Genomic DNA, 19,972 nt, shown 5'->3' on the forward strand with positions numbered 1-19,972 from the left:
GCGATGACGGAATTCACACGCCGGACGATGCTGGCGGCCACCGGTGCTGCCGTTACCATGAACGCCAGGGCCGCAACGCCGCTGACCGCGGCGGCGGTGATCGACCGGATCAAGGCCCATATCGGGGTGCCATGGGCGGCAAAGACCGTTGACGGCATCATCGCGGGCGATGCTGCTACCCCGGTCACCGGCATCGCTACCACCATGATGGCGACCTATGCCGTCTTGAAGCGCGCGGCGGCCGAAGGCCTGAACTTCGTCGTCAGTCACGAGCCCACGTTCTGGTCCCACCAGGAAAACATTTCGGAAGTGAAAGACGATCCGATCTATCACGAGAAACTCGCCTTCATCACCGAGCATAAGCTCGTCAGCTTCCACTTCCACGACCACTGGCACGCCCTCAAGCCGCGCGACGGCATCAACGAAGGCGTGATGCGGCGGCTCGGCTGGACCGCTTATTCCGATGCCAAATATCCTAGCGTCTACAATCTGCCCCAAACGACGGTCGGCGCTCTGACCCGCCATCTGCAGACCAAGCTCAACGCCGCCACCATCCGCACCATCGGCAATCCCGACATGCCGGTGAAGCGTGTTGTCGGCGGCTGGGGCTATGCCCAGAAACAGGCCGGCCAGCAGATCTTCAACAGCAAGGAAGGCATCGACGCGTTCATCATCGGCGAATGCTGGGAATGGGAACTGCAGGAATACGTCGCCGATCTGGTTACGTCCGGACGCAGCGCCGCGCTGATCATGGTCGGCCACATCAGTTCGGAGCAGTACGGCATGGAATACTGCGCCGAATGGATGAAAGGCTTCGTCCCCGAAGTGCCGGTCAAGTTCCTGGAAATGCCGGAGCCCTACTGGTCTCCGAAAGCCTGAGCGGAGTGCCGCCATGCCCGCCAAACTATTCACGCCGTTCAATCTCGGCCAACTGACGCTTTCGAACCGCATCGTCATCGCGCCGATGTGCACCTATTCGGCAAGCGAGGGCTGCGCCAACGACTGGCATGTGATCCATTACGGCGGGCTGGCGCTGTCGGGGGCGGGTCTGCTGACCATCGAAGCGACAGCGGTGGCGCCCGAAGGCCGGATCACCTATGGCGACATCGGCCTGTGGAACGACGACTGCGAAGCGGCGCTCGGCAAAGTGCTCGCCAGCGTGCGGCGATGGTCCGACATGCCGGTTGCCATCCAGATCGCCCACGCCGGTCGCAAGGCCTCCACCGACCTGCCGTGGAACGGCGGCGCCCAATTGCCACCGGGCAGCGAACACGGCTGGCAAACGGTGTCGTCCTCGGCACAGCCGTTCGAAGCCGGCGAAAACGCGCCGGTATCCTTGGATCGCGACGGGCTGAAGCGCATCCGCGAAGCCTTTGCCGAAGCCGCCAAACGCGCGGTGCGGCTAGGCTTCGATGCCATCCAGGTGCACAGCGCGCACGGCTATCTGCTGCATCAGTTCCTGTCGCCGCTCGCCAACACACGCGACGATGAATACGGCGGCGGCCTCGAAAACCGCCTGCGCTTCCCGCTCGAAGTGTTCGACGCGATGCGCGAAGCGGTTCCCGACAAGATACCGCTCACCGCTCGCATGTCCGGCACCGACTGGGTCGACGGTGGTTGGGACATCGACCAGACCGTCGCCTACGCCAAGGCGCTGGAAGCGCGCGGCTGCACGGCGATCCACATTTCGAGCGGCGGACTGTCGCTGCTGCAGAAAATCCCATTGGGGCCGAATTATCAGGTGCCGCTGGCGCGCGCCGTGAAACAGGCGGTGAAGATTCCGGTCGTCACCGTCGGGCTCATCACCGAGGCCCAACAGGCCGAAGCGATCGTCGGCACCGGCGATGCCGATCTCGTCGCCGTAGCGAGGGCGGTACTTTACGATCCACGCTGGCCCTGGCATGCGGCAGCGGCACTCGGCGCCAGAGTGAAGGCGGCACCGCAATATCTACGCTCGGCCCCGCGGAGCGCGCCGGACCTGTTCAAGGCGTAACGCGGCGGAAAATCATTCTTTAAACGGCGCCACCGTCGAACGTCCGGCTGTGGCGAGGATTTCCGTCACCAGTTCGAGCGGGCGCTTGTCGGTTTCGGAAACGCCGCGCGCGATCAGATCGGCGAAACGGTCATAGAGCGAGGTGTACTCTTCCCGCTGGGTGCCGAGCTGGACCATCATGCCACGGCCGCTGGTCGCGAAGCCTTGCCAGGCGAGCGTCAGCATGCCGTCGTCGGTCTCGATCTCCATCGCGCGCGCCTGATCGCCGCGATGGCGGAAATCGAATTCGGAGTCGATCGTCGCTCCGCTCGGCGTGCGGAAGGCCACCGCAGCCGCGATCGGACTGACGCAGTTTTCCGGCACCAGAAGATGCGCGAAATCGACCTCGACCGGCTCCGACAGAATGCGGGTCAGAATGGAAATCGCATTGATGCCGGCATCGAGAACGCCGAAGCCGCCGTCCTGCCAAATCCAGGTCTGGCCCGGATGCCACTGGCGCACGTCTTCCTTCCACACCACATGGCCGCCGCGCACCGTCCGCCGGTCCATCCAACGCACCGCGCGTTCGACGGCGTCGCTTTCGCGTGCATGCCAAGTTTGGAACAGGGTGCGGCCGCGTTCTGCCGCCAGCGCCGTCAGGGCATCGAATTGGGCCACCGTCGGGCACGGCGGCTTTTCGAGCAGTACATGCTTGCCGCGGGTGAGCGCTAGACGCGCCGCTTCGAAATGCGCCTGCGGCGGCGTGCAGATGGCCACCGCATCGAGCTCCGGACAGCCGTCGAGCATCGCTTCCATGCTGGCGAACGATGCCACATCGGGAAGCTGCACCTTGGCGCTGGCGCACGCCGCCAGTTCGAAGGCGGCATTGGCCTTCAACGCCGGAACGTGCTCCTCCAGCGCGATTTTGCCCAGACCAACGATGCCGACCCGAATAGGCTGCAAAACGGACTCCGTTACACTCGGTCGTGACTAACTGCGGCGTATCTTGCGCGGTTCGGGCACACCGTCCGAATCCGCCTTGTTGATCAAATCCAATGCTTCCTGAATGAGGGCACGCGTCGCCAACTCGGCGCCTTCGGCATCGCCCGCCAGGATGGCATCGGAAATCTTCTTGTGGTCGGGCACGCTGGCACGCCGCACGCCCTTGTAGCGGTTCTGCATGCGGATCGAAATGCGCAAGGCCGACTCCGTCACGCCGGACAACTGTGAATAGAAGCGATTGCCGCTGGCGCGCAGAACCGCCAGATGAAAGGCGATGTCGGACGGGAGCGGATCGTCTTCGTCACGGTCGGCCTGGGCCATCTGGTCGATCGCGGTGCGAATGGCCGCCTTGGCTTCGGGCGGAGCGATCATCGCCGCCAGCGCCGCCGCCTTGGGCTCCACCGCCAGACGCACCTGGGCGAATTCGCGCAGAAGCGCGTAGGACGGCTTGCGCTCCAACAGCCAGCGCAGCACGTCGGGATCGAGCAGATTCCAATTCTCTTCCGGCTGAACCCAGGTGCCCTGGCGCGGACGCGCGGAGAGCAGCCCCTTTGCCGTCAGCATCTTCACCGCTTCGCGCAGAACGCTGCGGCTGGCGCCATACTGCTTGCACAAATCGGCTTCGATCGGGAACGGGTTCTTGGCGGAATAGCCTCCCGACACGATTGCCACACCGAGCGCCTGGACGATGCGGTACGTCAGATTTTGACCGTCGCTGCGCGCCACGCGGCGTTACCCCTCAAGTTCTGCGGCTTGGGGCCAAGTGCCGATGTCGAAACGGCTTTCCTTAAGTCCCTGAACGGCGACATTGTACACGAAGAGATCGCCTGCGCCAGTTTCGCCGGCGGCCCGCCCGCACCGCGCCGTGGTCACCAGCAGATGATCCCGGCCGGGACCGCCGAAGGTCACGCAGGTCGGCTGCGATACCGGTATATCGAGAACGCTATCGACCCGCCCATCGGGCGCGTAGCGAATGACGCAGCCGCCACCCCATTGGGCACTCCAGACATAGCCCTCGCTATCGACCGCAGCACCATCGGGGCACATCCCCGCGGCAGAACGGGCAAACTCGGTGCGCCCGGACAGCGCGCCGGTGTCCGGATCGAACGCAAAACGCCAGATCGTTCCTTGCCGGGAGTCGGCGAAGTAGCAGACGGTGCCATCGGGGCTCCAGCACAGCCCGTTGGCAATCCCGATGCCGCGCACGCGGGTTTCGATCCGTGCGTCCGCAACACAATAGAGACAAGCCTCGGACCGGCTTTCCTCTGCCTCCATCATGCCGCCGGCCCAGAACCGTCCCTGGCGATCGACCCGGCCGTCGTTCATGCGCTGGCCCTTGCCAAGTCCTTCGGGACGGCCGAGCGTATCGACCGTACCGTGCAGCGGATCGTAGAGCGCGAATCCATTATCGAATGCGGCGATCAATTCCCGCCGGCCGTCGATAAAACCGAACGAAGCCAACCGCGCCGGTGTCGGATAATGCATCAGGGCTCGGGTTTCCCAATCGAGCCGATGGAGCGTGCGCCCTTCGATATCGGTCCACCACACCGCGCCTGCGATATCGTCCCACAGCACGCACTCGCCGAGTTCATCGGCGACTTCGATCCGTTCGTGCGGTTTCATCAAGGTGCCCAAGCGTCGAGAACACAAACGGAGATGGTGCTACACCGCGATTATCGCATGAGCCTCCATCGATGTCGTCCGGCGCGGGCGCGCAGCGGCCATCTGCTCGCCGGGACGCGAGAGACAGCGCTGTCAGGGAGAAACGCTCAACAACGAAGCCGTTTCTGCAGCTGTTACAGCTCTTAAGAGCGCATTCGCAGCGCGTTGCACGGCTAACACACCCAGAGATTGATAACGCTACCAGATACAATAGCGATTGGCTCTCGCGGAATTTGTAATATAAATAGGATTATAAAATCAGGTGTCGTTGTGACGACTCCAAACTTTTCGGGGAGGCTACTCGTGAAATCCTTACAACGTACGTTCTTGTGCGGCGTCAGCATGGCCGCATTCATTCTTCCGGCTATGGCGCAAGACTCGCTGGAAACGGTGACTGTCACCGGTTACCGCACCAGCCTGCGCGACTCGCTGGAAATGAAGCAGAAGTCGGCGCTGATCACTGAAAATATCTCGACCAAAGACATCGGCCAGCTTCCGGACGTGACGATCGGCGAAGAACTGAACCGTCTGCCGGGCGTCAACACGCAGCGCGACCGCGGCAATGCAAGCCAAATCGCGATCCGCGGCCTTGGCCCTCGCTTCGTCTTCGGCCTGGTCAATGGACGTGAAGTCGCCTCCTCCGAGCCGACGCAAAACGTTCGCTATGAATCCTATCCGTCGGAAGTCCTGACCGGCGCTCAGGTCTACAAGACCCAGGATGCGTCTCTGATCGGCGGCGGCATCGCGGCCACCATTGATATTCGCACCGCAACACCGCTCGAATACAATGGCCCGATGCTTCAGGTCCGCCTGGGCCCGTCGTACAACACCGAAGCCGATAATCTGCCGCATTACGATCCGCTCGGTTTCCGCGGCTCGGTCGGCTTCAACTATCACGTCACCGACAACTTCGCCTTCTCGCTGGCCGGCTCGATGCAGCGCCAGAAGAACGGCTATCCGACGCTGAAATTCTGGACCGAAAACACCAATCAGCCCGACACCGGCTGGGGCAACCCGGCCAACCTGACCGGCAAAGATCCGACCAAACTGATCACGCTGCCCGACGGCAGCAAAGCACTCACCGGCGGCAATCCGGCTCCGTGGGGCGGCTCGACGGAAGTGAAGAACCTGCAGCAGGACCGCTACGGTCTGGCCGGCGCCGCCGAGTGGAAGGTCAACAACAATCTCGTCATCAAAGCCGACGGGTTGATCTCGTCCTATGTCATTTCGGAAAACCAGTTCGAGCAGTATTACGACTATTCCGGCCGCGCCTGGCCGAATGCCGGACAGTGGTATGCCTGCGATGCTTCGAGCGTTACGGCCGGCATCATCACCAGCGACATGCTGGCGGCCTGCACGACATCGAAGACCCGTTACGGCAACGACGGCATTCCTGGCGTGACCGCGGGCGGCAGCTCGTCCTATTGGTACACGCTTCCGACGTCGAGCTACAAAGTCGACGGCATGGGCCATGTCGTCACCGCGAAGCTGAATGCAGGAGGCACTGACGGCGTCGACACCTGGAACACCGTAGACCTCCAGAACAACATCGCTCGCTATACCCAGCGCCAAACGCTGATCGTATCGGGACTCAACTTCGCCTACACGGAAGGCCTGTGGCAGGCCAAACTGGATCTGTCGCACTCGCAGGCATGGCGCAACAACCAGTGGCTCGATTTCCAGACCACGCGCCAGTTCGCGGCGACGACCGGCTACAACATGGAACGGGGCACCGCGCCGTACGTGACCTCGAGCTGGGATCCCTCGGTTCCGGCCAATAACACCACCACTTATTCCGCGGGCTCGAGGGCTTCCGGCGGTGCAGGCTGGTGCAACAACTGCCTGGATGCCGGCCCGGAACAAACCCGCGACCACGTCTCCGCGATTGCCGGCGATGTCGCCCGCGATTTCGAAGGCTCGTTCATCTCCAAGATCAGTGCCGGCATGCGCTGGTCGGCGCGCGCCAAAACCCATCACAAGTGGAACTATACGATCTGGACGCCCAGTGCGACGCTTGCGGCGGGCGATCTTGAGTCCTTCACCATCAAGGACTTCACCGTTCCGCCGATGCTGTATGCCAACTGGAGCACGGTCGCTCCCAAGGTGTTCGGCGATATGGCAAATACGCTTCCCGAAGCTCTGGGCGGAACCAAGGGCAACACCTATCTCGGTACTGCGAGCTGGGATGCCGACCAGCAAGGCGCCCGCGCCGCCAACGGCTTCAAGAACCTGATCCTCGACTGGAAGGTTCAGGAAACCAGCATCGGCGGTTACCTCAAGGCCGAGTTCGATCACGAAATCGCCGGCATCCCGGTTCAGGGCGGCGTTGGCGTGCGCATCGAGGATCTCAAGACGGTGTCGACCGGCTGGCAGCGCAACGCGGACGATACCTTCTCGCCGGTTCGCGTTGGCAATCACTACACCGATGCGCTGCCAAGCCTGTATTTGAACGCCCATATCGCTGACGACCAGCTCGTCCGCTTCGGGGCTTCGATGGCGGTGTCGCGTCCGCCGCTGGATACGTTGAATACCGGCTACAACCTCTCGACCGTCCAGCAGGGCGGCCAGCCACCGTCGGGCACCAGCGGCAACCCGATGCTGAAGCCGTTCCGCGCCACCAACCTCGACCTCGACTACGAATGGTTCTTCCACGAAGAGTCGATGGTGTCGGTTGCCGGCTACTACAAGCACATCATGAACTACATCGGCAGCGGCATTACGCCGATGACTTTCAACGGCAACACCTATCCGGTGTCGGCGCCGGTCAACGGCAAGGGCGGCGACCTCTACGGCTTGGAAATGGTGTTCCAGTCGCGCTTCTACTTCCTGCCGGGCTTCCTGCAGGACTTCGGCATCTATGCCAACGCGTCGTTCGTGGATTCCAATATCAAGGAGTTCCACCCGATCACCAATCCGTACTCGATGGCCGGCATGGCGCATAACTCGGATGAAATCGACCTGTGGTACTCCAAGGGCGGTTTCGAAGCCCGCGTCGCCATGAAGTATCACTCCTCGTTCACGATGGTTCCCGGCTGGGATTCGCAGCAGCTCGATACGCTCGATCCCGAAACCACGATCGACTTCATCACGTCGTATCAGTGGGACGACAATATCGGCCTGCGTTTCCAGGCGATGAACCTGACCAATCAGGCAACCCGCATGTCGGGCGCTCGTCAGGGCGACGCCGTGCTGCGCGGTTCCAACGATCCGAACGACCTCGCCGCCTATAGCGTGTTCGGCCGGACCTTCATGTTCGAAGTCTCGTACAAGATGTGACTGACGAGGGGGCGGGCCCAAACCGCCCCCTTCTTTCCAGTAGCCTTCTGGCATCTGCGGCGCCCTTAAAACCGGCGCCGTCTCTTTATGGAGAGAACCATGACCGCTCGCTTCGTTCTGGCAGCCGCTCTCGTGTCGTTCGGCCTCACCCTTTCCGCGCCCGCCGCCGATTTCGTCTATGGCGCCGATCTGTCCTTCGCCAACGAGATGGACGACTGCGGGGCGGTCTACAAGGACGGCGGCAAGGCAGGCGACGTCTATGCGATCATGAAAGCGCACGGTACCAACGTCGTGCGCCTGCGCCTGTGGAACGATCCGACCTGGACCAAGTACGGCAATCTTGCCGACGTGAAGAAATCCATCGCCCGCGCCAAGGCGAACGGCATGAAGGTGCTGCTCGACTTCCACTACTCCGACGACTGGGCCGACGGCGACAAGCAGATCGTACCGGCCGCGTGGGCCAAGCTCGACGACAACGCGTTGGCCAAGGCGGTTTATGGCTTCACGCACGACACGCTTGCCGCCCTCCAGGCGGCGGGCCTGTCACCCGAATATGTGCAGGTCGGCAACGAGACCAACGGCGAAGTGATGATGCCGGCCGCAACCAAGGCGCCGATCAATTGGGTGCGTAATGCCAAGCTTCTCAATGCCGGGATCAAGGCCGCGCGCGACGCCGACCCCAAGATCAAGGTGATGCTGCATATCGCCCAGCCGGAAAACGTCGAGCCCTGGTTCGAAGCGGCGACGCAAGCGGGCGTCATCGATTTCGACCTGATCGGAATTTCCTATTACTCGAAATGGTCGAAGTTGAACCTCACCGGCCTCGGAGCGGTGATTAACCGGCTGCGCTATCGCTATTCCACTGCCGGCATCTGGGTGGTGGAAACCGCTTATGCCTGGACCACCGCATGGAACGACAACTCCGGCAATCTGCTCGGCGAGGATTCCGCGCTCAAAGGCTATCGCGTCTCCAAAGACGGCCAGAAACAGTTTCTCGTCGATCTGACCCAAACCGTTCTGTCAAACGGCGGCAGCGGCGTTGTTTATTGGGCGCCCGACTGGGTATCGACCAAATGCCGGACGCGCTGGGGCCAGGGCTCCAACTGGGAAAACGCCACTCTGTTCGACTTCGACGGCAATGCCCTGCCCGCTCTCGACTATACGCGTGAGGCTTACAAGCAGCCGGTGAACGTGACCTTCAAATTCCGCGGTGTCACGCCGCCGGCCGGCCAGGCGTTCTATCTGTGGGGCGATTTCCTCGGCGCGAAGACTTTTGCCGTGCGGCTTCCGGCGGACGGCACCTTCGCCACCACGATGATGCCGGGCACCAGGATCCGCTTCCAGGTGTTCGACAGCCTGTCGCTGCACACCAAGCTGCTCACGGGCGACAAGCTCGTGGACGGCTTCGCGGCCGAGACCATCCCGGCAAACGGAGCGACACTCGAATACGAACTCGCCAAGCCGCAGTGACTAAACGGCGGCGCGGGGCTTCGCGGGCTTCATCGGGATCACCAGCGCCGCTGCCTTCAAGCCCGGCGCCATCGCTTCAACGCGCAAATCGCCCGCGGACTTCGACGCCTGCACGATCGCGGCGCAGAGACCGTTGAACGCCGCCCGCTGTGACGCCTTGTCGGGTTCGTGCGAACGCGGATCGCCGTTGCCGACGCCGAGGAGCGCGCCGCCCGTCACCTTGAAGGACACGAGGTTGCTTGCCGTCGGAACCACGCGGCCTTCAGCATCGACAATTTCGACCGCCACCACGGCGGCATCCTCGCCGTCGGCCGCTAGAGACCCACGATCCGTCTTGAGTAGAATTTGCGCCGCAGCACCGACGGTCTCGCGCTTGTCGGTCAGCACCAGCTTGCCGTCCTTATAACCGCGCGCCTCGAGCGTGCCGGGCGCGTACGTCACATCCCATTCGACATGGCCGTATGGCTCCATCTTGCGGCTGCCGAGCGACTGGCCGTTGAGGAACAGTTCGATCGTGTCGAGGTTGGAGTGGACCCAGACATTGATCTTCTCACCCACCGTCCAGTTCCAATGCGGAAAGAGATGCAGCACCGGTTCGTTGCCCCACCACGCCTTGTAGTACCAGGCGTTGTCTTTCCAGAAGCCGCAGGTGTCGAGAATGCCGAATTGCGAGGACACGTTCGGCCAGACGTTGAACGGGGTCGGCTCGCCGCGATAATCGAAACCGGTCCAGACGAAGCCGCCGGCGATGCGCGAATCCGGCATCGCGACTTTCATCCAGGCTTCGGCGGTGGAGGCCCACCACGGCGCTTCGGTGTCGTAAGCGACACAATAGCCGCTCGCCTTGTCGCGGACATAAACGCCGCGCGTGGAGACGGTGGAGCCGGTCTCGGTGCCGATCACGATGGACTTCGGCGACGTGGCGAGAAAACCCGGAATTTTCGGCGTGCGGTAATTGGCGCCGATCACATCGAGCACCGGCCCGATGCCCTTGCCCCAAGCGTCGGGATTGTCGATCGCGGCATTGACAGGACGGGTCGGATCGAGCTCGTTGCAGCGCCGCTTCATCACCCGCGCGATGCGGGCGCCGCGTTCGGTCGGTTGCTGCGGCTCCTCGTTGCCGATCGACCACAGGATGATCGAAGGATGGTTGCGGTCGCGCCGGATCATCGCTTCGAGATCGGACAGGCTTTCCTCGTCGGAGGACATGCGGCGGGTTTCGTCGATCACCAGCATGCCGAGCCGGTCGCAGGCATCGAGCAGTTCGGGCGTCGGCGGATTGTGCGACGTGCGATAGGCGTTGCAGCCGAATTCCTTCAGCTTGGCGATGCGCCAGTCCTGCAACGCATCGGGCAGTGCCGCACCGATCCCGGCATGATCCTGGTGATTGCACGTACCCTTCAGCTTCACCGGCTTGCCGTTGAGAAGAAAGCCCTTGGCCGGATCGAATTTGGTTGTGCGCAAACCGAACGACGTCACGGCATCGTCGATCACCGCGCCCTTGGCAACGATCTGCGTGAGAACGTGATAGAGCGCAGGCACCTCGAGCGACCAAAGCCGCGGCGACGATAATGTCGACGTTTGCGCCACCGTGCGCTTCTCGCCGGCACCAAGGTTCAATTCGGGCGATTTGAGCGTGGCGACCACGCGGCCATCCGGATCGAAGACCGTCGACACGATGTGGGCCGTGCGCACTGCGCCCTCGTTGACGAGATCGGTCGCGATGGAGAGCGTCGCCGTCCTTCCCGTCACGGACGATTTCACCCAGGTTCCCCATTGCGCGATGTGCAGCGGGTCCTGCTTGGTCAGCCAGACATGGCGATAGATGCCGGCGCCTTCATAGAACCATCCTTCGCCGAGGCTCGCATCCACGCGTACGACCAGCACGTTCTTGCCGCCGTAATTGGCGAAATCGGAAACATCGACGCGGAACGAGCGATAGCCGCTGCCGGACGTGGCGACGATATAGCCATTGAAGATCACGGTCGCGGCGCGGAACACGCCATCGAATTCGAGTGCGATGCGGCGGCCCAGATCGGAAGCCGGGATATCAAATACCTTGCGGTACCAGCCGATCGAGGTCTGCGGATATTCGCGGCCGACCGGCTTGAAGCCGTGCGCAGCGCGCGGATCTTCTTCGTCGGGCTTGTACGATTTCGTGCTCGGCACGAACGGCAAATCGACCACCCAATCGTGCGGCAGGTTGATTGCCGTCCAATCGTCGTCCTTGAAATCGGCATCGGCTGAGGTCGCAATGCCGTACCCAGCCTTCGCAAAGGTCCTTTGATTGGCGCCGAAACCAAAATCCCAAGCCGGATCGGCGGCATGGCCGAGATGGAATTTCCAGCCGAAATCGAGCAGCAGTCTTTCGCGCACGGACGCTTCCGGCTTGGCCACCGGCACGGACGATTTGACTGCGGCGTGATGCACCGGAGCGGCAGCCGCAGGAGCCGTCGCCGCAGCCGCAAGAACCGCGCCCGCCTTCATTGCGTCGCGTCGTGAAAGTGCCATGGAAACCTCCCCGGACGGCGCTGCGTCAGGAGGCGCGCGCCTTCGCTATGACCGTGTCGACGTAAAGCTGCGTACGGTGCCATTCGGCGGCCGAGGCGATCATTTCCTCGATGCCGCGATGCGGCGTCCACCCCAGCACCGAACGCGCCTTGGAACTGTCGGCCACCAGGGTTGCGGGATCGCCGGCGCGGCGCGGCGCGACACCCGGCGCGAAGTCCGGCCGGTTCAGGACCTTGCGCGTCGCCGCAACGATCTCGCTGACCGAGAAGCCGTCGCCGCTGCCGAGATTGAAGATGTTGGTGTCGCCGCCGCCGAGCAGATAACGCAGCGCCAAAACGTGCGCGTCGGCAAGATCGAGCACGTGGATGTAGTCGCGCACCGCCGTGCCGTCGCGGGTCGGATAATCGGTACCGAACAGCTTGAACCCGGCCTTGAGCCCGAGCGTATCGAGCAGAGCGGCGGGTGCATCGATCAAGGGCAGCACGATGCGTGGAATGACATGGGTTTCGGGATAGTGGGTCTCACCGAGCCCCGCCTCGGGCGCACCACCCGCGACATTGAAGTAGCGCAGCGCCACCGACTTGACGCCGGCGATCGCGCGCATGGCTTGCTCGGCCTCGAGCTTCGACTGGCCGTAGGGATTGATCGGCTTCTGCGCCGTCGTTTCCTTGATCGGCACTTCTTCCGGCTCGCCATAGACCGCTGCGGTGGAAGAAAACACGATGTTCTTCACGCCCTTCGCGGCAATGGTTTCGAAGAAGATCTTCGCCTTGTCACGGTTGTTGGCGAAATACATATCCGGCTTTGCGACAGACTCCCCGACTTCGATGAAGGCCGCGAAATGCAACGCCGCCACGGGCTTGAACTCGTCGCACACCGCCGCAACGAACGCGGCATCGCCGATATCGCCCTGCCGGAAGGGGCCCGACTTCTCGCCCGCCCAGCGATTGCCCTTGACGAGGCTGTCCACCACCACCGGCGTGAAACCGGCCTTCTTCAGCGTCAGCGCAACGTGACTTCCGATATAACCGGCACCGCCGGAAACGAGGATATGGCCCTTGTCAGGCTGCATGTTCGGTATCGGCCTCGCTCAGCGCATATGTCGAAATCAGACTAGCGTGGGGATTTTCCTTGGCAACGAATTTCCACCACGCAACGGCCTGAGCCTTGGGGACCAGCGCGATGATCGCGCCGCCGAAGCCGCCGCCGCACAACCGCGCCGCGCGGATGCCGAAACGGATGGAGGATTCGACCAGCGCATCGATCTCGGGGATCGAGCACTCGAAATCGTCGCGCTGCGAGACATGGCTTTGCGCAATGAGTTCGGACTCGCGTGCGACATCGCCTTTTTCGAGCGCCTGCACCATTTCGAGCACGCGCAGATTTTCGGTGATGACATGGCGGGCGCGCTTGGCGACGACCGGACGCAGCGCATTGAGACGCGGCAAGTCGGCGTAGCCCAACTCCGCCAGCACCGTCACGCCGAGCTGATCGCGCGCTTCGATGCACTCGTTCATGCGGTCGATACGCTTGTTGTAGCTGTCGCCCTTGGCGAGGTCGTGCTGCTTGCCGCACGCGACGAGCATGATGACCCGGTCTGTCGGCAGCGGCACGCTGCGGTATTCGAGCGTGCGGGTGTTGAGCAGCAGCGCCTGGCCGGGACGGCCGATCGACGACGCGAACTGATCCATCTTGCCGCACGGAACGCCGACGTAATCGTGTTCGGCCTCGTAGGCGATCAGCGCGATCTCCTCGTCGGTCCACGTCGCGCCGGTCAAGCCCTTCAACGCGCGCACGGTCGCCACGCACAGCGCCGCCGAACTGGAAATGCCGCATCCGATCGGGACTTCGCTCTTCACCGAAATCCGGACACCCGGCACTTTGATCTTGGTCGCGGCAACCTTGAGGCAGCCGAGGATGTAATCGGTCCAGTGGCCGCCGCGAGCGGGCTCATCGAGCGAACGCTCGACCACCTCGTCGGGATAACGCCCGCTGACGGCGCTGAAGCGGCCCGCGGAACCGGTTTCTTCCATCGTCACCGTGGTGAAGAACGGCAGCGGCGTCGGCAGCACATGCCCGCCGTTGGGAGCGTAATCGGTGTGTTCGCCGATGATGTTGGCGCGGGCCGGAGCTTTGGCGGTGAACGTCGTCATGAACGGACCTCAACATTTCTCAAATTTTGTGCCGCTGTTTCCGGCAGGATGTCGACCAGGAAGGAGCCCGCTCCGAGTTCGCAACCGGCGATGAACTTCATCTTGTTCGGCGCGCGCAGCAGCGGCTGGAACTGGATGTGGAACGGGAACACGTCCTCGAAGCCCTTCGGCGCCGAATAGACCAGCATCACATACGGGCAGACGCGGCCGAAGAACGTGTCGTAGGTATTGGCAGCCCGCGCCAGAAGATTGGCGACATCGGTCGTTTCGGCGGTCGACAGTGCTGCGGGGCTGGGACGGAACTGCTTGGGCACGATCCACAATTCGTACGGAAACCGCGTGAACGGCGGCACCAGCAGCGATGCGTTGGGGGTGTCGGCAACGACGTACTGCTCAAGCTTCGTCAGCTTGGACAGGTCGTACCCTTCGCGGAACGACTGCGCCATCGCACCGATGATCGGCGGCAGATAGCCGAAGCCGTAAATCTGGCCGTGGGGATGATGCAGCGTCACGCCGGCTTCCTCGCCGCGGTTCTCGAACGGCATCACGACCTGCATGGCAGGAACTTCGAGCAGCGACCGGATGCGGTCGCCCCAGACCTTGACCAGCAGTTCGCGCCGCTCCAGCGGCAGCGACGCCATCGACGCCTTGTGGTCCGACGAATAGACGATCACCTCGCAATTGCCGGTCGCCGCATCGACGGGGAGATCGAGCCCCGGAACAGGCTCCGGCTTGGGTGCATCCTTCTGCAACGAGGAGAAGCGATTGTCGAAAACCGCAATGGAGAAATCCTGGAACGGCAGCTCGCCGTCTTCGGCTCCCGGACAGAACGGACAATCATTTGCCGGCGGCTTATAGGTGCGCGACTGGCGATGCGCCGAATAGACTACCCATTCCCGGCGCATCGGGTGCCAGCGGCGATGCGAATAGGAGTGAACCTGGTTCGGCTCCAGCCAGGGCCATGCCGGCTCGCCAGTGAACCCGCCGTACATATAAAGCGAGCGACCATCCGGCATACGGAAGGTCGTGGGGGTGACGTTATTGGTTTTGTTTTCTTCTGCCATCACTCCGGCCCGTTGTTCCGCCCCCGCCCGCGAAGGCGTGTATGTGTCTATCATCACTCGCGGAGCGAGTTCCGCGCGACGTTTAAGACGGTTTCGAGTCGTCCCCACGGCGCGTATCTTGTGGGGATAATTTATCATATAAATAGGATCGGCAAGTCAAGCGCACAAGACGCGCCCATCGGCCACAGCCGATGATAAACACGTCGGTTCCAGCCTCCAGGAGTACTTCCATGCGTTATCGTTCCCTCGGCCGCAGCGGCCTGAATGTCAGTGAAATCGGCCATGGCCTCTGGGGCATGGGAAGCTGGACCGGCTCCGACGACGAGGCAAGCAAAGCTGCGCTGCGCCGCTCCATCGAAGGCGGTTGCACGTTTTATGACAGTGCCTTCGTTTATGGCGACGGCAAGAGCGACGCGTTGATCGGCGGGGTCGCAAACGAGTATCCGCAAAAGCCGCTCGTGCTCGCCTCCAAGATCCCGCCGGCGGATTTCACGTGGCCGAGCAAACCGACCAACAAATTGCATCAAATTTTTCCGCGCGCCCACGTCCTGGAATATGCCGGACGGATCGCCGAATCGTTCGGGCGCCCGATCGACCTTCTGCAGTTCCATGTCTGGGAAGACGCCTGGGCGCGTGAGGCGGAATGGCAGGATACGGTTGCCGAGCTGAAACAATCCGGCCGCATCAAGGCCTTCGGTCTCAGCCTCAACCGCTGGCAGCCGGAAAACGGCCTCGCCGCGATCGAGACCGGCCTGATCGACAGCGTGCAGGTCATCTACAACATCTTCGATCAGGCGCCGGAAGACCTCCTGTTTCCGGCCTGCCGCCAGCATCGGGTGGGCGTCATCGCCCGCGTGCCGCTGGACGAAGGCAGCCTCGGCGGCAAAATGACCGCGGAAACGAAGTTTCCCGCCGGCGACTGGCGCGCCCGCTACTTCAATGCCGACAATCTGGCCAAAACCCTGCCCCGTATTGCGGCGCTGAAAGCCCTTTTGCCCGCGGGAATGGATCTTCCCGAAATGGCGCTGCGCTTCATCCTCAGCGAACCGACGGTGTCCACGGTTATCGTCGGCATGCGCGCGTTTGCCCATGTGGACGCCAATCTGGCGCTGCCGGACAAAGGCCCGCTTCCGGCCGAGCTGATCGCCGCCCTGCGCGCCCACCGCTGGGACCGCCGGCCGTCGTAGGGACTGGCGGACTGCCAACCCTTTTTAGTGACGAGCAGAACTTGCGGCACGCCGGATTGAAGGCTATATTTATCATATAAATAAAACAGGCCAACAGGGAGCGGCCGTTCCGATAGGGTGTCATGGCGGCTGATAAGCCGAAATTTCGCAGCCGGGATGCCTATGGACGGGCGGACCGCGATGGCTTCATCCACCGCAGTTGGATGAAGAGCGAAGGCCTGCCGGACGATGTGTTCGACGGGCGGCCGGTCATTGGCATCTGCAATACCTGGTCGGAGCTGACACCCTGCAACGCGCATCTGCGCGAGCTTGCCGATCACGTGAAGCGCGGCGTCTGGGAAGCGGGCGGACTGCCGCTCGAATTCCCCGTAATGTCGCTCGGCGAAACGCAGATGCGTCCGACCGCCATGCTGTTCCGCAACCTGCTCGCCATGGAGGTCGAGGAATCGCTTCGCGCCAATCCGATCGACGGCGTCGTTCTGCTCGGCGGCTGCGACAAGACCACGCCGGGCCAGTTGATGGGCGCGGCGAGCGTCGACCTTCCGACCATCGTGGTTTCGTCGGGCCCGATGCTGAACGGCAAATACCGCGGCTGCGATATCGGTTCGGGCACGTCGGTATGGAAATTCAGCGAAGCCGTGCGCGCCGGCGAAATGCAGCTCAAGGACTTCATGGAAGCCGAAAGCGGCCTGTCGCGCAGTCCCGGCACCTGCATGACCATGGGCACCGCCTCGACCTTCGCCTGCCTGGTCGAAGCGATGGGCCTCTCCCTGCCCTACAACGGCACCATTCCCGCCGTGGATGCGCGCCGGCGCGTGCTGGCGCATCTGTCGGGCCGCGCCATCGTGACCGCGGTGAAGGACGATCTTCGCCTGTCGAAGATCCTCACCCGCGATGCCATCGAGAACGCCATCCGCACCATCGCGGTGATCGGCGGCTCCACCAATGTCGTGCTGCATCTGCTCGCCATCGCCGGACGGCTGGGCCTGCCGCTCGAACTCACCGATTTCGATCGCCTGTCGAGCGCCATTCCGCTGCTGGTCGATCTGCAACCCTCGGGCCGGCATCTGATGGAAGACTTCCACTATGCCGGCGGCCTGCCGGCTGCGTTGAAACAGATCGCGGACAAGCTGCATCTCGATGCGCCGACCGTATCAGGCCAGACGCTGGGCGAGATCGTTGCGCAGGCGGAATGCTACAACGATACCGTGATCCGTTCGCTCGACAACCCGGCGCGAACCCAATCCGGCATCTGGGTGCTCTACGGCAATCTCTGCCCCGGCGGCGCCATCATGAAGCCAAGCGCGGCGGGAGAAGCGCTCTACCGTCACCGCGGCCGGGCGGTCGTGTTCGAGACCATCGAAGACTACAAAGCCCGGATGGACGATCCCGACCTCGATGTCGACAAGGATTCGATCCTGGTCCTCAAAGGCTGCGGTCCCAAAGGCTATCCCGGCATGCCGGAAGTCGGAAACCTGCCGTTGCCCAAGAAGGTCCTGGCCCAGGGCGTCAAGGACATGGTGCGGATTTCCGATGCCCGCATGAGCGGAACCGCGTTTGGTACCGTTATCTTGCACGTCACGCCCGAATCCGAGGCCGGGGGGCCGCTGGCCATTGTCAGGACCGGCGACGAAATTGTCCTCGACGGACAAGAACGCCGTTTGACTTTGCTGTTGTCCGATGCGGACATTGCGGCGAGGCTGGCGGAATGGCGCAGGGTAAGACCTGTGCAGCGCTACAAACGCGGTTATTATCAGCTCTACGTGGAACACGTCCTGCAAGCCGACAAAGGATGCGACTTAGACTTCCTGGTCGGTTCCAGCGGCTCGACCGTGGTCCGTGAATCGCATTGAAGATGTCGCGCTTCTTCACCGAAAACCGGTACCCACTATTTCGGCGAAGCGCTTCCTAGGGGACGACAACAACCACACCGAGTCAGCGCGACTGACCGAAAAGGGGGAAGTACAGTATGCACCTCGCCAACATGCACCTATCGACGATCGATATCGCGGTCGTCTGTTGCTATTTCCTATTCATATTCGTGCTGGCGCAGCTCGTCAGCCGCGAGAAGAAAGGCCATCAGAAAAACGCGTCGGACTACTTCCTCGCTTCGCGCGCCCTGCCCTGGTGGGCCATCGGCACGTCGCTGATCGCGGCCAATATCTCCGCGGAACAGCTGATCGGTATGTCGGGCTCGGGCTACGCCATCGGCCTCGCCATCGCCTCCTACGAATGGATGGCGGCGTTGACGCTTCTGATCGTCGGTGTGTTCTTCCTGCCGGTGTTCTTGAAGAACGAAATCTACACCATGCCGGAGTTCCTGGCGCGCCGGTACGGACCGAACATCCAGTTCGTCATGGCAATCCTGTGGCTGCTGATGTACGTGTTCGTCAACCTGACCTCGATCCTGTGGCTCGGTTCGACCGCGTTCTCGACCGTCACCGGCATTTCGCAGGAAACCAGCCTCATCATCCTGGCAGTCTTCTGCGGCGCCTACGCATTGTACGGCGGCCTCAAGGCGATTGCGCTGACCGACGTGGTGCAAGTCACCATGCTGGTGCTGGGCGGCATCGTGATCCTGTTCATCGCCCTGACGCATCTGTCCGGCGACGTCAGCGTGCTCGGCGCCTTCCACGGCTTCCAGATGCTGCTGCACAAGGTTCCCGACAACCACTTCCACATGATCCTGCATCCCGACAATCCCTTCTATAAGGACCTGCCGGGCCTTTCCGTCATCCTCGGCGGCATGTGGGTGGCCAACCTGTCGTACTGGGGCTTCAACCAGTACATCATCCAGCGCGGTCTGGCGGCAAAGTCGATCCATGAAGCCCAGAAGGGCATCGTGCTGGCCGCCTTCCTCAAGTTACTGATTCCGCTGTTGGTCGTGGTTCCGGGTATCGCGGCGGTTCTGATCGCACCGGGCATCAAGAACGACCAGGCCTATCCGACCCTGATGACGCTCCTGCCGCCGGGCCTTCTCGGCATCGTGTTCGCGGCGCTGACCGCGGCGATCATCGCCTCGCTGGGTTCGAAGGTGAACTCGATCGCGACCATCTTCACGATGGACGTGTTCAAGACCTTCAACAAGAAGACCAGCGAAAAGGGCCTCGTCATCACCGGCCGCATCACCGCCATCACCGCGTTGATCATCGCCGTGCTGGTGGCCAAGCCGCTGATCGGCGGCTTCGATCAGGCGTTCCAGTTCATTCAGGACTTCTCAGGCTTCTTCACGCCGGGTATCTGCGTGATCTTCCTGCTCGGTATGTTCTGGAAGCGCGCGACGGAAGCGGGCGCACTGGTGGCTGCCGTCGGTTCGGTGGCGATCTCGGGCGTGTGTTATCTGGGTGCGGCGATCGCAAACATTGCCGCCATCCAGGCGCATCCCGGCGTAGCCGCGGCTCTCACCTATGCCAGCAAAGTGCCGTTCATGAACCGCATGGGCTACACCTTCCTGGCCTGCCTTGTGCTCGCGATCATCGCGTCGCTGTTGCAGAAGCCGAAGCCGCAAAACGTGACGGTCGACGTCACCAACGTCGACTATTCGACGACCATGTCGTTCAAGATCGCCGCGGGCGCCATCATCGCCATCCTTATCGCGCTTTACGCGACGTGGTGGTAAGCGCCTGAAATTGGAGTGACGGAACGGGCTCGCAGCGATGCGGGCCCGTTTTGTTT

At 62.5% G+C, this 19,972-nt stretch carries 14 protein-coding genes; 7 read left to right on the forward strand and 7 right to left on the reverse strand.

Annotated features, from left to right (window positions below; genetic code table 11):
• Positions 1-3 precede the first annotated feature (3 nt).
• Both FHS84_RS06870 and FHS84_RS06875 read left to right on the forward strand, forming a co-directional pair.
• Positions 4-879, forward strand: coding sequence for a Nif3-like dinuclear metal center hexameric protein (locus FHS84_RS06870; protein WP_166932267.1), 876 nt, complete (start codon positions 4-6; stop codon positions 877-879).
• 13 nt (positions 880-892) lie between these two features.
• Positions 893-1,993: an NADH:flavin oxidoreductase/NADH oxidase gene (locus FHS84_RS06875; RefSeq protein WP_166932269.1), complete on the forward strand. Its 1,101-nt coding sequence runs from the start codon at positions 893-895 to the stop codon at positions 1,991-1,993.
• A 12-nt stretch (positions 1,994-2,005) separates the two neighbouring features.
• Here the strand turns inward: FHS84_RS06875 and FHS84_RS06880 are convergent, their stop codons facing one another.
• Genes FHS84_RS06880 through FHS84_RS06890 form a run of 3 tightly spaced genes read right to left on the reverse strand, consistent with a single transcriptional unit; the run spans position 2,006 to position 4,597 of the window.
• On the reverse strand, positions 2,006-2,935 hold the full coding sequence (locus FHS84_RS06880) for a Gfo/Idh/MocA family protein (RefSeq protein WP_166932271.1): 930 nt from the start codon (positions 2,933-2,935) through the stop codon (positions 2,006-2,008).
• Between the two features lie 27 nt (positions 2,936-2,962).
• On the reverse strand, positions 2,963-3,700 hold the full coding sequence (locus FHS84_RS06885; RefSeq protein WP_166932273.1) for an FCD domain-containing protein: 738 nt from the start codon (positions 3,698-3,700) through the stop codon (positions 2,963-2,965).
• Positions 3,701-3,706: 6 nt separating this feature from the next.
• Complete coding sequence (locus tag FHS84_RS06890) at positions 3,707-4,597, reverse strand: SMP-30/gluconolactonase/LRE family protein (RefSeq protein WP_166932275.1); 891 nt, start codon at positions 4,595-4,597, stop codon at positions 3,707-3,709.
• 381 nt (positions 4,598-4,978) lie between these two features.
• Here FHS84_RS06890 and FHS84_RS06895 point away from each other — a divergent pair, with 381 nt between their 5' ends.
• Together FHS84_RS06895 and FHS84_RS06900 are read left to right on the forward strand one after the other, a co-directional pair.
• The gene (locus FHS84_RS06895) at positions 4,979-7,912 is read left to right on the forward strand and encodes a TonB-dependent receptor (protein ID WP_166932277.1); all 2,934 of its coding nucleotides are present in this window, start codon (positions 4,979-4,981) and stop codon (positions 7,910-7,912) included.
• A 99-nt stretch (positions 7,913-8,011) separates the two neighbouring features.
• A complete protein-coding gene (locus FHS84_RS06900) occupies positions 8,012-9,382 on the forward strand; it encodes a glycoside hydrolase family 53 protein (RefSeq protein WP_208393744.1) in 1,371 nt (456 codons plus the stop codon).
• Here the strand turns inward: FHS84_RS06900 and galA are convergent, their stop codons facing one another.
• From galA to galT, 4 genes are read right to left on the reverse strand one after another with little or no spacing between them, the layout of a single operon-like run.
• The gene (gene galA, locus FHS84_RS06905; protein WP_166932281.1) at positions 9,383-11,893 is read right to left on the reverse strand and encodes a beta-galactosidase GalA; all 2,511 of its coding nucleotides are present in this window, start codon (positions 11,891-11,893) and stop codon (positions 9,383-9,385) included.
• 25 nt (positions 11,894-11,918) lie between these two features.
• Positions 11,919-12,965: a UDP-glucose 4-epimerase GalE gene (gene galE / locus FHS84_RS06910; protein ID WP_166932283.1), complete on the reverse strand. Its 1,047-nt coding sequence runs from the start codon at positions 12,963-12,965 to the stop codon at positions 11,919-11,921.
• Positions 12,955-14,046 carry a galactokinase gene (gene galK, locus FHS84_RS06915; protein WP_166932285.1) on the reverse strand — a complete coding sequence of 364 codons (1,092 nt, stop codon included), beginning with the start codon at positions 14,044-14,046 and terminating at the stop codon, positions 12,955-12,957. The genes galE and galK overlap by 11 nt, the downstream gene beginning before the upstream one ends.
• Entirely contained in the window at positions 14,043-15,110 is a 1,068-nt protein-coding gene (galT, locus tag FHS84_RS06920; RefSeq protein WP_166932287.1) for a galactose-1-phosphate uridylyltransferase, read from the reverse strand. The genes galK and galT overlap by 4 nt, the downstream gene beginning before the upstream one ends.
• Before the next feature lie 230 nt (positions 15,111-15,340).
• Here galT and FHS84_RS06925 point away from each other — a divergent pair, with 230 nt between their 5' ends.
• The 3 genes from FHS84_RS06925 (at position 15,341) to FHS84_RS06935 (ending at position 19,916) form a co-directional block, all read left to right on the forward strand.
• Complete coding sequence (locus tag FHS84_RS06925) at positions 15,341-16,297, forward strand: aldo/keto reductase (RefSeq protein ID WP_166932289.1); 957 nt, start codon at positions 15,341-15,343, stop codon at positions 16,295-16,297.
• A 122-nt stretch (positions 16,298-16,419) separates the two neighbouring features.
• Positions 16,420-18,150 carry an IlvD/Edd family dehydratase gene (locus FHS84_RS06930; RefSeq protein WP_166932291.1) on the forward strand — a complete coding sequence of 577 codons (1,731 nt, stop codon included), beginning with the start codon at positions 16,420-16,422 and terminating at the stop codon, positions 18,148-18,150.
• A 131-nt stretch (positions 18,151-18,281) separates the two neighbouring features.
• On the forward strand, positions 18,282-19,916 hold the full coding sequence (locus FHS84_RS06935; RefSeq protein ID WP_166932799.1) for a sodium:solute symporter family transporter: 1,635 nt from the start codon (positions 18,282-18,284) through the stop codon (positions 19,914-19,916).
• The last annotated feature ends 56 nt before the right edge of the window (positions 19,917-19,972 follow it).

The sequence above is a fragment of the Rhizomicrobium electricum genome, assembly GCF_011762045.1.
Classification (GTDB): domain Bacteria; phylum Pseudomonadota; class Alphaproteobacteria; order Micropepsales; family Micropepsaceae; genus Rhizomicrobium; species Rhizomicrobium electricum.

Bases quoted from the DNA above. Each gene is read 5' to 3' on its own strand.
- FHS84_RS06870 (WP_166932267.1), top strand. From the start codon at position 4: ATGACGGAATTCACACGCCGGACGATGCTGGCGGCCACCGGTGCTGCC.
- FHS84_RS06875 (WP_166932269.1), top strand. From the start codon at position 893: ATGCCCGCCAAACTATTCACGCCGTTCAATCTCGGCCAACTGACGCTT.
- FHS84_RS06890 (WP_166932275.1), bottom strand. From the start codon at position 4,597: ATGAAACCGCACGAACGGATCGAAGTCGCCGATGAACTCGGCGAGTGC.
- FHS84_RS06895 (WP_166932277.1), top strand. From the start codon at position 4,979: ATGGCCGCATTCATTCTTCCGGCTATGGCGCAAGACTCGCTGGAAACG.
- FHS84_RS06900 (WP_208393744.1), top strand. From the start codon at position 8,012: ATGACCGCTCGCTTCGTTCTGGCAGCCGCTCTCGTGTCGTTCGGCCTC.
- galA (WP_166932281.1), bottom strand. From the start codon at position 11,893: ATGGCACTTTCACGACGCGACGCAATGAAGGCGGGCGCGGTTCTTGCG.
- galE (WP_166932283.1), bottom strand. From the start codon at position 12,965: ATGCAGCCTGACAAGGGCCATATCCTCGTTTCCGGCGGTGCCGGTTAT.
- galK (WP_166932285.1), bottom strand. From the start codon at position 14,046: ATGACGACGTTCACCGCCAAAGCTCCGGCCCGCGCCAACATCATCGGC.
- galT (WP_166932287.1), bottom strand. From the start codon at position 15,110: ATGGCAGAAGAAAACAAAACCAATAACGTCACCCCCACGACCTTCCGT.
- FHS84_RS06925 (WP_166932289.1), top strand. From the start codon at position 15,341: ATGCGTTATCGTTCCCTCGGCCGCAGCGGCCTGAATGTCAGTGAAATC.
- FHS84_RS06930 (WP_166932291.1), top strand. From the start codon at position 16,420: ATGGCGGCTGATAAGCCGAAATTTCGCAGCCGGGATGCCTATGGACGG.
- FHS84_RS06935 (WP_166932799.1), top strand. From the start codon at position 18,282: ATGCACCTATCGACGATCGATATCGCGGTCGTCTGTTGCTATTTCCTA.